The organism is Streptomyces sp. NPDC041124, from assembly GCF_055592385.1.
Map to the genome: position 1 here is coordinate 154,664 of NZ_JBVIYR010000006.1, position 14,673 is coordinate 169,336.

A 14,673-nucleotide genomic window follows, 5' to 3' on the forward strand; every position below is an offset into this window, starting at 1 on the left:
CGGAGTGTGACGGAGCGGCTACGGTTTCTCGCGGAGCGGGCGCGATCCGGCGCCGGCCGTCACACATTCCACGGGGAGACGAGCATGCCCGGACATCACACGCTCACGCCCGCAGGCGGCGGGGCCCGAACGGCCCACGGCGGCGGAGGGGGCGGGCACCGGACGGTGCGGGCCCTGGGCACCGCGCAGGGCGCGGCCCTCCTGGAGGTGTCGGTGACCCGGTTCAACCGGCTGGCGCGGCTGGGCCTGCTGGTGCCCGTGACCTTCCGTCCGTACCGCCACCGCGCCGTGCTCTGGCGCTATCCGGCCGGGGAACTGACGCTGTTCGCGTCCGACGACAGGAACGCACGGCTGTTGAGCGGACGCATGCCCGAGACCCTCAGGGGCCAGCTCGACACCGGCCTCGACCTGCGTCCGCGCAACTGGCGCACCCGGCGCCTCGGTCTCCTGCTCCGCCGGGCCGACGGTCCCTGGGCCCGGGCCGGCGCCGTGGCGTCGCTCCTCGACCCGCGCCATGTGGCGCAGGCGGTGCCCGCCCCGCGGGACCGGTCCCGGCTGAGTCACTTCCTCGTACCGCCCCCGTCCCACGGCACCGTCGGATCCCCGGCCTCCCGCGTCGCGGGGCACCTCATGACGGCCCGGGACCCGGACGAGATCGCCTGGCTGCGGTCCGAACTGGCCCGGCTGATACACGAGGCGCGGGAACAGCCGCCGACTCCCCCGTCCCCGCAGCCCCCCTTGCCGCCGAGGACCGGACCGACGGGTGACGCACGGCACGGCCGGACCGGCCCGCGCGGCGCACCGGGGCGGCCCGCTCGTCCGCCGGCACCGCGGCGACCGCTGACCTACAGCGCCCGGAACAACCCCTCCTGCACGACGGACACCAGCATCCGGCCCTCCCGGTCGTAGATCCGCCCGCGGGCCAGACCCCGTCCGCCCGTGGCGATCGGTGACTCCTGGTCGTAGAGGAACCACTCGTCCGCGCGGAACGGGCGGTGGAACCACATGGCGTGGTCCAGCGACGCCATGTCGAAGCCGCGCGGCCCCCACAGCGGCTCCACCGGGATCCGCACGGCGTCGAGGAGGGTCATGTCACTGGCGTAGGTCAGGGCACAGGTGTGCACCAGTGGATCGTCGCCGAGCGGGCCGACCGCGCGCATCCACACCGCGCTGCGCGGCTCCGCGCCCTCCACCTCCTCGGCATTCCAGCGCAACCGGTCGACGTAGCGGATGTCGAAGGGCTGCCGGCGCGCCATCCGCTCCAACTGCTCCGGCAGCGCGCCCAGGTGCTCACGGATCTCCTCGGCGACCGTCGGCAGCGACTCCGGGTCCGGGACGTCCCGGGCCGGCGGCAGCTGGTGCTCGAAACTCCCCTGTTCCGGCTCGTGGAAGGAGGCGGTGAGATGGAAGATCGTGCGGCCCTGCTGCACCGCGGTGACCCGGCGGGTGGTGAACGACCTGCCGTCCCGCACCCGTTCGACCTGGTACACGATCGGCACCCCGGGCCGGCCCGGACGCAGGAAGTACGCGTGCAGCGAGTGCACGGGACGGTCGCCCTGCGTGGTGCGGCCCGCGGCGACCAGCGACTGCCCGGCCACCTGCCCGCCGAAGACCCGCTGCAGCGACTCCTGCGGGCTGCGGCCACGGAAGATGTCGACCTCGATCCGCTCCAGGTCGAGCAGGGCGACGAGGCTCTCGGCCGGACTGGTCATCGGTGGGACTCTCCTGCGCTCACAGTTGGCCGACATCGGTGACACGGACGACCGCACGGCCCTCCGCGTCGGAGGCGGTGAGGTCGACCTCGGCACTGATGCCCCAGTCGTGGTCCCCGTTCGGGTCGTCGAAGATCTGCCGGACCCGCCACAGTCCGTTCTCCGGTTCCTGCTCGATCAGAAGCAGCTTCGGGCCGCGGGCGTCGGGACCGGTGCCCAGCTCCTCGTACTCGTCCCAGTACTTGTCCATCGCCTCGCCCCAGGCACCGGCGTCCCAGCCCGCATCGGCGTCCAGCTCACCCAGCTCCGCCACCTGGTCGAGGGCGGCGAGCTCGACCCGTCGGAACATGGCGTTGCGCACCAGGACGCGGAAGGCACGCGCGTTGGCGGTCACCGGCTTGACCTGGTCGGCCTTCTCCTGCGCCTCCTCGGCGGTCATCTCCTCCGGGTTGGCCAGCTGCTCCCACTCGTCCAGCAGGCTGGAGTCGACCTGACGCACCATCTCGCCCAGCCAGGCGATCAGATCCTCCAGGTCCTCCGACTTCAGGTCGTCCGGCACGGTGTGGTCCAGCGCCTTGTACGCGCTCGCCAGGTAGCGCAGCACGATGCCCTCGGTGCGCGCCAGCTCGTAGTGCGAGACCAACTCGGTGAAGGACATCGCCCGTTCGTACATGTCCCGGATCACGGACTTCGGCGACAGCGGATGGTCACCGACCCAGGGGTGACTCTTGCGGTAGGTGTTGTACGCGTGGAAGAGCAGCTCCTCCAGCGGCTTCGGGTAGGTGACGTCCTGCAGGCGCTCCATGCGCTCCTCGTACTCCACCCCGTCCGCCTTCATCGCGGCGACCGCCTCACCGCGCGCCTTGTTCTGCTGGGCGGCGAGGATCTGGCGCGGATCGTCCAGCGTCGACTCCACCACGGACACCATGTCCAGCGCGTACGACGGCGACTCCGGGTCGAGCAGTTCGAACGCGGCCAGCGCGAACGTGGACAGCGGCTGGTTGAGCGCGAAGTCCTGCTGGAGGTCGACCGTCAGGCGGACGATGCGGCCCTCGGCGTCCGGCCGGTCGAGCCGCTCGACGATGCCGCCGTCCAGCAGCGAGCGGTAGATGGCGATCGCCCGCCGGATGTGCCGCACCTGCTGCTTGCGCGGCTCGTGGTTGTCCTCCAGCAGCCTGCGCATCGCCTCGAAGGCGTTGCCCGGCCGGGCGATCACCGACAGCAGCATCGTGTGCGTGACCCGGAAGCGGGAGGTCAGCGGCTCCGGCTGCGAGCCGATGAGCTTGTCGAAGGTCTGCTCGCTCCAGGCGACGAACCCCTCGGGCGCCTTCTTGCGCACGACCTTGCGGCGCTTCTTCGGGTCGTCGCCCGCCTTCGCCAGCGCCTTCTCGTTCTCGACGACGTGCTCGGGGGCCTGCGCGACCACGAAGCCCTCGGTGTCGAAACCCGCGCGTCCCGCACGGCCCGCGATCTGGTGGAACTCACGGGCCCGCAGGGTCCGTACGCGAGTGCCGTCGTATTTGGTCAGGGCCGTGAACAGCACCGTGCGAATGGGGACGTTGACGCCCACGCCGAGGGTGTCCGTCCCGCAGATGACCTTCAGCAGACCCGCCTGCGCCAGCTTCTCCACGAGCCGCCGGTACTTGGGCAGCATGCCGGCGTGATGCACACCGATGCCGTGCCGGACGTAACGCGACAGATTGCGGCCGAACTTGGTGGTGAAGCGGAAGTTGCCGATGAGCTCGGCGATCCGCTCCTTCTCCTCGCGCGAGCACATGTTGATGCTCATCAGCGCCTGCGCCCGCTCCACCGCCTGTGCCTGCGTGAAGTGCACGATGTAGACCGGCGCCTGCCGGGCCGCGAGCAGGTCGGTGAGCGTCTCGGTGAGCGGCGTGTACCGGTACTCGTACGACAGCGGAACGGGCCGGGTCGCCGAGCGGACCACGGCGGTGGGGCGGCCGGTGCGGCGGGTGAGGTCCTTCTCGAAGAAGGAGACGTCGCCGAGCGTCGCCGACATCAGCACGAACTGCGCCTGCGGCAGCTCCAGGATCGGAATCTGCCAGGCCCAGCCCCGGTCCGGTTCCGCGTAGAAGTGGAACTCGTCCATCACGACCTGGCCCACGTCGGCGTCCTTGCCGTCGCGCAGCGCGATCGACGCCAGCACCTCGGCGGTGCAGCAGATGACCGGGGCGTCCGCGTTGACGGACGCGTCGCCGGTGAGCATGCCGACGTTCTCCGTGCCGAAGATCTTGCACAGTTCGAAGAACTTCTCCGACACCAGTGCCTTGATGGGCGCCGTGTAGAAGGTGACCTCGTCGCGCGCCAGCGCGGCGAAGTGGGCGCCGGCCGCGATCATGCTCTTGCCCGAACCGGTGGGCGTGGACACGATCACGTTCGCCCCGGAGACCACCTCGATCAGCGCCTCCTCCTGGTGGGGGTAGAGCGTGAGACCGCGTTCCCCGGCCCACGACTCGAAGGCTTCGTAGAGGGCGTCGGGGTCGGCGGTCGGCGGCAGCTGATCGATGAGGGTCACGACCCCATCTTGCCTGCCCGCGCGCCCGATGGGGGAATCCGCTGCGGGCCCGAAGATCGTGAACGCTACGCTGTGTCGCCGGCGGGGTGTCCACGCGACCGGTCAACTGGACAGCGGCGAACGAGGAATGGGGCGGGCAACGGCGATGATGGGACCAGCACACTCACTGTCGGGCGCCGCGGCCTGGCTCGGAGTCGGTGCGGCGGCCGCCGCGGCCGGGAAACCGATGCCGTGGCCGGTCCTCCTGGCCGGCGCGCTGATCTGTGCCGGCGCCGCGCTCGCCCCCGACCTGGACCACAAGGCGGCCACCATCTCGCGGTCCTTCGGACCCGTGTCACGCTGGCTGTGCGAGATCGTCGACAAGCTGTCCTACGCCGTGTACAAGGCCACCAAGAAGCAAGGCGACCCGCGCCGCTCCGGCGGCCACCGCACGCTGACGCACACCTGGCTGTGGGCCGTTCTCATAGGCGGCGGCACCGCGGCCCTGGCGATCACCGGCGGACGCTGGGCGGTGCTGGCCATCCTCTTCGTGCACATGGTGCTGGCCATCGAGGGCCTGCTGTGGCGGGCGACCCGCGGATCCAGCAGCGACGTCCTGGTGTGGCTGCTGGCGGCGACCAGCGCCTGGATCATCGCGGACATCCTGGACCAGCCGGGCATGGGCTCGGACTGGATGTTCACCGCACCCGGCCAGGAGTACCTGTGGCTCGGGCTGCCGGTCGTGCTGGGCGCGCTGGTGCACGACATCGGGGACGCGCTGACCGTCTCCGGCTGCCCGATCCTGTGGCCCATACCGGTGGGCCGCAAGCGCTGGTACCCGATCGGCCCGCCCAAGGCGCTGCGTTTCCGCGCGGGCAGCTGGGTCGAGCTGAAGGTGCTGATGCCCGCGTTCATGCTGCTGGGCGGTGTGGGCTGCGCGGCGGCCCTCAACGTGATCTGACCCGGCCCGTCCGGGGCTCGGCTCAGCCGGCACCCTCACCGCCGTACCGGCGCTCGAAGCGCGCCACGCGGCCTTCCGTGTCCACGGTGCGGGCCTTGCCCGTGTAGAACGGGTGGCTCTCCGAGGAGATCTCCACGTCCACCACCGGGTACGTCTCGCCGTCGTCCCACTCGATGGTCTGGTCGCTGGTCGCCGTGGACCGCGTGAGGAACGCGTAGCCGGCGGCACGGTCACGGAAGACGACCGGCCGGTAGTCGGGGTGCTTGTGCTGCTGCATGGATGCTCCTCGGGCGACTGGGGCCCGCGCTTCGGCGGGGGAGGGGCGTGGTCAGCCGGGCAGGGTGTCCTCGTCGACGACGTGCACGGCGGCCTCCTCCGCGGAGGCGGCGGCGCCGTCGATGCCGACGTCCGTGGCGACGAGGGCCTCCTCCTCGTCCTCGTGCGCCCCTTCGTCGGGGGAGACGAGCCGGCCGGAGCGCGCGGCGCCGACCTCGTGGTCCAAAAGTTCTCCGTCGGTGCCCGACGCGTCCCCGAGCCCGTCGCCGTCCATGGCGGTGGGGTCCGGCACCTCCTCGGCGAGCCGCTGGTCGAGTGTCTCGCCCTCGTGGGCCTCGGCAGCCGTCACGCCGTGGTGCTCCACGGCCCACGGCCGCTCCGGAGGGGACCAGCCCCGGTCGAGGGGGTCGGCGACGCCGTCGTTGTCCAGCGTGTCCTCGGCGTCCAGCAGTCCGGCGTCGTCCTGAATCTCGGACGCGTCGGGCTGGTAGACGTCGTCTCCCCAACCGTCGGCGCTGTTCACGGGTACCTCCAGGGGGTGGGGGCGGGCCCGTTCCCGCCGCCGCGGCCCGCGCCGGGCCGTGTGCACGGGGCACTGGCGCCACCCGTTCCCGGTCGGCCGGGATCCGGGCGTTCCCCGAGCCGGTGCCTGACTCCAGCCTTCCACCGCAGCTCCCCACCGCGCAACGGCACGACCGGCCGGGGGCACCGCCCCGCTCCGGCGTGCCGGCCGGCCGGGATGCCGCCCCGGGGGCCGTCGGCTCCGTGCGACGGGAGCTCCGGGCCGAGGGCACCCCCCGTGCTTGACCCCGGGCAAACGGCATGCCGGAGCGTCCCGTCCCGTACGCCGACGCCCGTCGCTCCCGCGCGGACGCGGGTGCCCCGCTCCGGTCCTGCGTGGCGCGCGACGGCCTCCGCCCGCCCCGGGTGGCGCGTCCCCCGCCCCGTGGGGAGGGACGGTGTCGCGGCCGGCCGCCCGGGCGGCACGGATGCGCTCGCCGCCGGCCACGTGAGGCCGGGCGGCGAGCGGTGGTTCACCCGTGCCAGGACCGCCACAGGGCCGCGTACGCGCCGTCCGCCGCGACGAGTTCGTCATGGCTGCCCAGTTCGCTGATGCGGCCGTCCTCCACGACGGCGATGACGTCCGCGTCGTGGGCGGTGTGCAGGCGGTGGGCGATCGCGACCACCGTCCGGCCGTCCAGGACCCGGGCCAGGGAGCGCTCCAGATGACGCGCAGCGCGCGGGTCGAGCAGCGAGGTCGCCTCGTCCAGGACCAGCGTGTGCGGGTCGGCCAGCACCAGGCGGGCCAGCGCGATCTGCTGCGCCTGGGCCGGGGTGAGCGTCAGCCCGCCCGAGCCGACCTCGGTGTCCAGGCCCTCGCCGAGCGCGCGCGCCCAGCCGTCCGCGTCGACCGCGCCGAGCGCCGCCCAGAGTTCGGCGTCCTCGGCGTCCGTCCGGGCGAGCCGCAGATTGTCGCGCAGCGAGCCCACGAACACGTGGTGTTCCTGGTTGACCAGGGCCACGTGGGCCCGGACCCGCTCCGCGGTCATCCGCGACAGCTCCGCGTCGCCCAGGGTGACCCGCCCCTCCCGGGGCGCGTAGATCCCGGCGAGCAGCCGGCCCAGCGTGGACTTGCCCGCGCCCGAGGGACCGACCAGCGCCAGTCTGGTCCCGGGGGCGACCTCCAGGGACACCTTCCGCAGGACGTCCACGCCCTCGCGGTAGCCGAAGCGCACCCGGTCCGCGTGCACCCGGCGCCCGTCGGGGGCCAGAGCGGCGTCTCCGGCGTCCGGCTCGATGTCCCGTACCCCGACCAGCCGGGCCAGCGACACGTGCGCCACCTGGAGCTCGTCGTACCACCGCAGGATCAGCCCCACCGGGTCCACGAGCATCTGCGCGATCAGCGCGCCCGTGGTCAGCTGGCCGACACCGATCCAGCCCTGCAGGACGAACACCCCGCCGATCATCAGCACCGAGCCGAGAACGGTCACGTGGGTGATGTCGATGACGGGGATGAGCACCGACCGCAGCCAGAGCGTGTACCGCTCCCAGGCCGTCCACTCCCCGACCCGCCGGTCGGTCAGCGCCACGCGGCGCGGGCCGAGCCGGTGCGCCTCCACGGTCCGCCCCGCGTCCACCGTCTCGGCGAGCGCGGCCGCCACGGCGGCGTACCCGGCCGCCTCCGAGCGGTAGGCGGCGCCCGCCCGCCGGAAGTACCAGCGGCAGCCCGCCACCAGCAGCGGCACCGCGACCAGCACGGCCGGCGCGAGCTCCGGAGCCGCGACGACCAGCCCGCCCAGCAGCAGCACCGCCCACACCACGCCGATCGCCAGCTGGGGCACGGCTTCCCGCATGGCGTTGCCGAGCCGGTCGATGTCGGTCGTGATCCGCGACAGCAGGTCGCCGGTGCCGGCCCGTTCCAGCACGCCCGGCGGCAGTCCGACCGACCGCACCAGGAAGTCCTCGCGCAGATCGGCCAGCATCCGCTCACCGAGCATCGCCCCGCGCAGCCGCACCTGCCGCACGAACACCGCCTGCACGGCCAGCGCGAGCACGAAGAACCCCGCGGTGAGCCCCAGGTGCAGCTCCCGCTCCGGCCCGGAGACCCGCTCCACCAGCCCGCCCAGCAGGTACGGACCCACCATGGACGCGACCACGGCGGCCGTGTTGACGGCGACCAGCAGCAGGAAGGCCCGCCGGTGCCGGCGCAGCAGCTCCGTGACGTAGGCGCGCACGGTCGCGGGCTTGCCCACGGGCAGGGTGGCGGCCGCGGTCGGGGCCGCCGGGTCGTAGTCCGGTGGCGCCACGCCGATCATGCTGTCTCCTCGATCTCTTCGAGCTCCTTCAGCCGGTGCAGGACCTGTTCCTGGCGCAGCACCGGCGCCTCGTCCCGGACGGCCTCGTCCGCGGTCTCACGCGTCACCACGGCCCGGTACCGGGGATCGGTACGCACCAGTTCGCGGTGGCCGCCGACCGCCGCGACGGTGTCGCCGTGGAGGAACACCACCCGGTCGGCGCGGTCCAGCAGCAGCGGAGAGGAGGTGAACACCACGGTGGTGCGGCCCTCCCGCAGCCCCCGCACACCCTCGGCGATCCGGGCCTCGGTGTGCGAGTCGACGGCCGAGGTCGGCTCGTCCAGGACCAGCACCTCCGGGTCCGCAACCAGCGACCGGGCCAGCGCGAGCCGCTGGCGCTGCCCGCCCGACAGGGACCGCCCGCGCTCCGTGATCCGGGCGTCCATGGGGTCGTCGGCGCCGAGCGAGCCCTGCACCAGTGCCGCCAGCACGTCCCCGCACCGCGCGGCGTCCAGCGCCTGGCGCGGGCCGACGGCACCGGACGCGGGCACGTCGAGCAGTTCGCGCAGGGTGCCGGAGAGCAGCACCGGGTCCTTGTCCTGCACCAGGACGGCGCCGCGGGCACGGTCCAGGGACAGCTCGTCGAGGGGGACCCCGCCGAGCAGCACCGGGGTGCCCCGCTCCGAGGCGTGTCCGCCCAGGCGCTCGGCCAGCCGTCCCGCCGCGTCCGGATCCCCGCAGACCACGGCGGTGAGCAGGCCCGCGGGGGCGAGCAGCCCGGTCGCCGGGTCGTACAGGTCACCCGCCGGGGCGGCCTCGCCGACCCGTGACCCCGTGGTGTCCGTGGCCCGCTCCAGCGACAGCACGCGCGCGGCCCGCCGTGCCGAGGGCCGCGAGAAGGAGTACGCCATCGCGATCTCCTCGAAGTGCCGGATCGGGTAGGTGAGCAGCATGACCGAGCTGTAGACGGTGACCAGTTCACCGACGGAGATCAGGCCGTCACCGGCCAGGCGGACGCCGTACCAGACGACCGTGATCAGCAGCAGGCCCGGCAGCAGCACCTGGATCGCGGCGATCAGCGACCACATCCGCGCGCTGCGCACGGCGGCGTGGCGCACCTCCTGGGAGGCCCGGCGGTAGCGGTCGAGGAACAGGTCCTCGCCGCCGATGCCGCGCAGCACGCGCAGCCCGGCGACGGTGTCGGAGGCGAGCTCGGTGGCCCGTCCGGCCTTCTCGCGCTGGACGTCCGCCCGCCGGGTGGCGCGGGGCAGCAGCGGCAGCACCGCGATCGCCAGCACGGGCAGCCCCACGGCGACGACGACACCGAGCGCCGGCTGGTAGACGACCAGGCCGGCGCAGACCAGCACGATCGTGACCGCCGCCGCGGTGAACCGGGACAGCGCCTCGACGAACCAGCCGATCTTCTCGACGTCGCCGGTGGAGACGGCGACGACCTCACCCGCGGCCACCCGGCGGGTCAGTGCCGAGCCCAGGGTCGCCGCCTTGCGGCCGAGCAACTGCTGCACGCGGGCGGCGGCGGTGATCCAGTTGGTCACGGCGGACCGGTGCAGGAAGGTGTCACCGACCGCGTTGCCCACGCAGGCCAGCGCCAGCAGACCGCCGGCCAGGGCGAGCCGCCCGCCGGAGCGGTCGACCGCGGCCTGCACGGCGACACCGACGGCGAACGGCAGCGAGGCGACGGAGACGAAGTGCAGCAGCCCCCACGCCAGCGAGGTGAGCTGCCCGGACAGCTGGTTGCGGAAGAGCCACCACAGGAATCGGGGGCCCGAGCGGGCGTCGGGCACCCCCGGGTCGGAGAACGGAAGGTCTTGGATCTGCATGGCGTCCCAGTGGCTCGGGTCAGGGGGCGGCGGGGGAGGGAGGAACCGGAGGATGAACGGCGCCGGTGAAGGGGTTCACGGGCAGGTCCGCTCGCCGTCCGTGGACGGCGAGCAGCAAACCGTGACAGGTTGACGCCGCCACGCACGGCGAGGCAAACGGTTTTCCACGCCACCGCACACAACCGGCAGCCCCCGGCCCGGACGTCACCGCACGGGCATCACGCGGACGCTCCACGGCACGGCGGGGCGGTCCTCCCGTCGATCAGGGTGTCCAGCAACTCGCCCAGTGCCTCGCGCTGTTCCCCGCCCAGCGGGGCCAGGATCTCCTCCGCCGCCGCCCTGCGCGCCGCGCGCAGTTCCCGCAGCGCCGCGCACCCGTCGTCGGTGAGCTCGATCCGGATGACGCGCCGATTGGCCGGATCCGGCACCCGCCGCACCTTGCCGCTCGCCTCCAGCCCGTCGACCAGCGTGGTGACGGCCCGCGGAACCACCTCCAGCCGCTCGGCCAGATCCGCCATCCGCGGCGGTGAGCCGTAGTGCCCCAGCGTGCGCAGCAGCCGGGACTGCGCCGGGGTGACACCGAGCTCTCGCCGCTCCAGATGGCGCTTCTGGATGCGATGCACCCGGCGGGTGAACCGAAGCAACTGCTCGGCCAGCCGGCCGTCGGGATCGGGGGCGGTCATGTCGGGAACATTATCAGGACGTCGTTCATTGTGAATATAGGTAACAATGAGCTAGGTTCCGCTCGACCCGGGGTACCTCCTCCGGGCGTCCGTCCCGAAGGAGACCATGCACCCCGATCACCGACCGGAGTGGATCCCGCCCGCCGACACCGACAAGCAACCCCGGCAGGTGCGGCGCGTCCTGAGCCTCTTCCGTCCCTACAGGGGCCGCCTCGCGGTCGTCGGCCTGCTCGTCGGCGCCGCCTCGCTGGTCTCGGTCGCCACACCGTTCCTGCTGAAGGCGATCCTCGACGTCGCCCTCCCCGAGGGCCGTACCGGGCTGCTCAGCCTGCTCGCGCTCGGCATGATCCTCAGCGCGGTCCTCACCAGCGTCTTCGGCGTGCTCCAGACCCTGATCTCCACCACCGTCGGACAGCGCGTCATGCACGACCTGCGCACCGCCGTCTACGGGCGGCTCCAGCGCATGTCGCTCGCCTTCTTCACCCGCACCCGCACCGGTGAGGTCCAGTCCCGCATCGCCAACGACATCGGCGGCATGCAGGCCACCGTGACCTCCACGGCGACCTCCCTGGTCTCCAACCTCACCAGCGTGGTCGCCACCGTCGTCGCGATGCTCGTGCTGGACTGGCGGCTGACGGTCGTGTCGCTGGTGCTGCTGCCGGTCTTCGTCTGGATCAGCCGCCGCGTCGGCAACGAACGCAAGAGGATCACCACCCAGCGCCAGAAGCAGATGGCCGCGATGGCCGCCACGGTCACCGAGTCCCTCTCCGTCAGCGGCATCCTGCTCGGCCGCACCATGGGCCGCTCCGACTCCCTCACCCACACCTTCGCGGAGGAGTCCGAACGGCTGGTGGACCTGGAGGTGCGGTCCAGCATGGCCGGCCGCTGGCGCATGGCCGTCATCACGATCGTCATGGCGGCCATGCCGGCGGTCATCTACTGGACGGCCGGCATCGCCCTGCGGACCGGGGGCCCGGAGGTCTCCATCGGGACCATCGTCGCCTTCGTCTCGCTCCAGCAGGGCCTGTTCCGCCCGGCCGTGAGCCTGCTGTCCACCGGCGTCCAGATCCAGACCTCGCTCGCGCTGTTCCAGCGCATCTTCGAATACCTGGACCTCCCCGTCGACATCACCGAGCGGGAGGACCCGGTGCACCTCGACCGGATCAAGGGCGAGGTCCGCTTCGAGAACGTCACCTTCGGCTACGACGGCAAGGGCGGCCCCGTCCTGGACGGCATCGACATCGCCGTCCCCGCGGGCGGCAGCCTCGCCGTCGTCGGACCGACCGGCGCCGGCAAGTCGACGCTCGGCCACCTGGTGCCGCGGCTGTACGACGTCACGGGCGGCAGGGTCACCATCGACGGGGTCGACGTCCGCGACCTCGACTTCGACACGCTGGCCCGCGCGGTCGGCGTCGTCTCCCAGGAGACCTACCTCTTCCACGCCTCGGTCGCGCAGAACCTGCGCTTCGCCAAGCCGGACGCCACCGACGACGAACTGTACGCGGCGGCCGAGGCGGCCCAGATCCACGACCACATCGCCTCCCTGCCGGACGGGTACGACACGGTGGTCGGCGAGCGCGGCCACCGGTTCTCCGGCGGCGAGAAGCAGCGCCTGGCGATCGCCCGTACCATCCTGCGCGATCCGCCGGTCCTCGTCCTCGACGAGGCCACCAGCGCCCTGGACACCCGGACCGAGGCCGCTGTCCAGCGGGCCGTCGACGCGCTGTCGGCCGACCGGACCACCATCACCATCGCCCACCGGCTGTCCACCGTGCGCGGCGCCGACCAGATCGTGGTCCTCGACTCCGGCCGCGCGGTCGAACGCGGCACGCACGCGGAGCTGCTGGGGCGCGACGGGCGCTACGCGGCCCTCGTCCGCCGGGACGCCCGACTGGAGCCGACAAAATGAAGATATGCCGGGTTTGTGACGTTCTGCGGGTTACCGTGCCCGCATGCAGACCAACACTCCGTCACGGAGCACGATCCGACTGACGCGCCGGGGCCGGTTCGCCCTCGCGACACTCGGGGCCGTCGTGGCCGGCACCGCCGTGGCGGTGCCGCTGCTGATCATGGACGGCGACGAGGAGAAGCGCCCGACGACCCTGATCGTCCCGGAGGGCTGGCGGGCGAGCCAGGTGTACGCCGCTATCGACAAGACCCTCGACCTGCCCGCGGGCACCACGAAGAAGTCCCTCGCCAAGGCGGACCTCAAGCTCCCGAACGAGGCCGAGGGCAACCCGGAGGGCTACCTCTTCCCGGCCACCTATCCGCTGCGGGAGGAACCCACCCCGCAGAAACTGCTGGCGCGGATGGTCGATGCGGCCAACAAGAAGTTCAACGGAGCCCCGATCGCCGCCGGCGCCCAGCGCAACGCGATGAACGTCTACCAGGCGGTCACCGTCGCGAGCATCGTCCAGGCCGAGGCGGCCACCAGGGCCGACATGGGGAAGGTGGCCCGGGTGATCTTCAACCGCCTGGAGCGGGGGATGCCGCTCCAGATGGACTCGACGGTCAACTACGCCCTGAACCGCACGACGCCGGACACGACGAAGGCCGACATCGAGGTGGACAGTCCCTACAACTCCTACCGGCGCATGGGGCTGCCGCCGACCCCCATCGACAACCCCGGTGAGGAAGCGGTGCGCGCCGCGATCAGCCCCACCCCGGGCGACTGGCTCTACTTCGTCACCGTCAAGCCCGGCGACACCCGCTTCACCGCCGATCCAGCGGAACACGAGCGCAACGTGGCCGAGTTCGACGCCCAGCGGAAGAAGGCGGAGGAAGCCGCGAGGAAGTGAGCCTCCCGCTCCGTCAGGCCGCGGCCGGCTCGTCCCGTGCGAGCAGCCGCCCGATGTCCCGTACCGCCGCGCGGCCCGCCCGGTTGGCGCCGATGGTGCTCGCCGAGGGGCCGTAGCCGACCAGGTGGACGCGCGGGTCCGCGACCGCCCGCGTGCCCTCGACCCGTATTCCGCCGCCGGGCTCCCGCAGCCGCAACGGGGCGAGGTGGTCGACGGCGGGCCGGAAGCCGGTGGCCCACAGGATGACGTCGGCCGCCACCCGCCGCCCGTCCGCCCACTCCACACCGTCCGGCGTGATCCGCTCGAACATCGGCCGGCGGTCGAGCACGCCGTCCGCGAGACCCCGCCGGATCGCGTCGTTGAGCGGCAGCCCCGTCACCGAGACGACACTGCGTGGCGGCAGCCCCTGCCGCACCCGCTCCTCGACCAGCGCCACGGCCGCCCGCCCGGCCTCCTCGTCGAAGGGGCCCTCACGGAAGACGGGGGGCCGCCGGGTCACCCACGTCGTGGCCGCCGCGTACGGGGCGATCTCCAGCAGGTGCTGGGTGCCTGAGGCGCCGCCGCCGGCCACGACCACCCGCTGCCCGGCGAACGCCTCTGGACCCGGGTACCGCGCGGTGTGCAACTGCCGTCCCCGGAAGGACTCCTGACCCGGGTAGCGCGGCAGGAACGGCCGGTCCCACGTGCCGGTGGCGTTGATCAGAGCCCGCGTCGCCCAGGTGCCGGCCGAGGACTCCACCAGCAGCCGCCCCCCGGTCCCCTCCCGCACCGCCCGCACGTCCACCGGCCGCCGCACCCGCAGACCGAAGGTCCGCTCGTAGCGGGCGAAGTACTCGCTGATCACCCCGGAGGAGGCCCGCGCCGGATCGGCACCGGTGAGTTCCATGCCGGGCAGCGCGTGCATCCCGTGCACCTTGCCGTACGTCAGCGAGGGCCAGCGGAACTGCCAGGCGCCGCCGGGCCCCGGGGAATGGTCCAGCACCACGAAGTCGCGGTCCGGCTCCCATCCGGTCCGCCGCAGGTGGTAGGCGCTCGACAGCCCGGCCTGCCCCGCCCCGATGACGACCACCTCGACCTCGCGCACATTGTTCACGC

12 protein-coding genes are annotated in these 14,673 nt (G+C 72.8%); 4 read left to right on the forward strand and 8 right to left on the reverse strand.

The window, feature by feature from the left end:
* Window positions 1–84 precede the first annotated feature (84 nt).
* Entirely contained in the window at window positions 85–909 is an 825-nt protein-coding gene (locus tag ACZ6A9_RS18110) for a DUF6397 family protein (protein WP_468986272.1), read from the forward strand.
* Here ACZ6A9_RS18110 and ACZ6A9_RS18115 read toward each other — a convergent pair.
* Window positions 846–1,712 (reverse strand): acyl-CoA thioesterase, encoded by an 867-nt coding sequence (locus ACZ6A9_RS18115; RefSeq protein ID WP_468986275.1) that lies wholly within the window; start codon window positions 1,710–1,712, stop codon window positions 846–848. The genes ACZ6A9_RS18110 and ACZ6A9_RS18115 overlap by 64 nt on opposite strands.
* A gap of 19 nt (window positions 1,713–1,731) precedes the next feature.
* Window positions 1,732–4,245, reverse strand: a complete 2,514-nt coding sequence (locus tag ACZ6A9_RS18120; protein ID WP_468986277.1) for a DEAD/DEAH box helicase — start codon at window positions 4,243–4,245, stop codon at window positions 1,732–1,734.
* 145 nt (window positions 4,246–4,390) lie between these two features.
* Between ACZ6A9_RS18120 and ACZ6A9_RS18125 the strand changes: the two genes are divergently transcribed.
* Window positions 4,391–5,185, forward strand: a complete 795-nt coding sequence (locus ACZ6A9_RS18125; protein ID WP_468986280.1) for a metal-dependent hydrolase — start codon at window positions 4,391–4,393, stop codon at window positions 5,183–5,185.
* Between the two features lie 22 nt (window positions 5,186–5,207).
* Here ACZ6A9_RS18125 and ACZ6A9_RS18130 read toward each other — a convergent pair whose 3' ends face one another.
* From ACZ6A9_RS18130 to ACZ6A9_RS18150, 5 genes are all read right to left on the reverse strand, one after another.
* A complete protein-coding gene (locus tag ACZ6A9_RS18130) occupies window positions 5,208–5,462 on the reverse strand; it encodes a type B 50S ribosomal protein L31 (protein WP_468986282.1) in 255 nt (84 codons plus the stop codon).
* A 51-nt stretch (window positions 5,463–5,513) separates the two neighbouring features.
* Window positions 5,514–5,984: a DUF5709 domain-containing protein gene (locus tag ACZ6A9_RS18135; protein WP_468986288.1), complete on the reverse strand. Its 471-nt coding sequence runs from the start codon at window positions 5,982–5,984 to the stop codon at window positions 5,514–5,516.
* Window positions 5,985–6,495: 511 nt separating this feature from the next.
* Window positions 6,496–8,277 carry an ABC transporter ATP-binding protein gene (locus ACZ6A9_RS18140; RefSeq protein WP_468986291.1) on the reverse strand — a complete coding sequence of 594 codons (1,782 nt, stop codon included), beginning with the start codon at window positions 8,275–8,277 and terminating at the stop codon, window positions 6,496–6,498.
* Entirely contained in the window at window positions 8,274–10,097 is a 1,824-nt protein-coding gene (locus ACZ6A9_RS18145) for an ABC transporter transmembrane domain-containing protein (protein WP_468986296.1), read from the reverse strand. The genes ACZ6A9_RS18140 and ACZ6A9_RS18145 overlap by 4 nt, the downstream gene beginning before the upstream one ends.
* Window positions 10,098–10,315: 218 nt before the next feature.
* On the reverse strand, window positions 10,316–10,780 hold the full coding sequence (locus tag ACZ6A9_RS18150) for a MarR family winged helix-turn-helix transcriptional regulator (RefSeq protein ID WP_468986301.1): 465 nt from the start codon (window positions 10,778–10,780) through the stop codon (window positions 10,316–10,318).
* Between the two features lie 106 nt (window positions 10,781–10,886).
* Between ACZ6A9_RS18150 and ACZ6A9_RS18155 the strand changes: the two genes are divergently transcribed.
* Window positions 10,887–12,689 carry an ABC transporter ATP-binding protein gene (locus tag ACZ6A9_RS18155; RefSeq protein ID WP_468986304.1) on the forward strand — a complete coding sequence of 601 codons (1,803 nt, stop codon included), beginning with the start codon at window positions 10,887–10,889 and terminating at the stop codon, window positions 12,687–12,689.
* Window positions 12,690–12,732: 43 nt separating this feature from the next.
* Entirely contained in the window at window positions 12,733–13,578 is an 846-nt protein-coding gene (gene mltG / locus ACZ6A9_RS18160; protein ID WP_468986309.1) for an endolytic transglycosylase MltG, read from the forward strand.
* A 13-nt stretch (window positions 13,579–13,591) separates the two neighbouring features.
* Here the strand turns inward: mltG and ACZ6A9_RS18165 are convergent, their stop codons facing one another.
* Window positions 13,592–14,671, reverse strand: coding sequence for an NAD(P)-binding domain-containing protein (locus ACZ6A9_RS18165; protein WP_468986312.1), 1,080 nt, complete (start codon window positions 14,669–14,671; stop codon window positions 13,592–13,594).
* Between the last annotated feature and the right edge of the window lie 2 nt (window positions 14,672–14,673).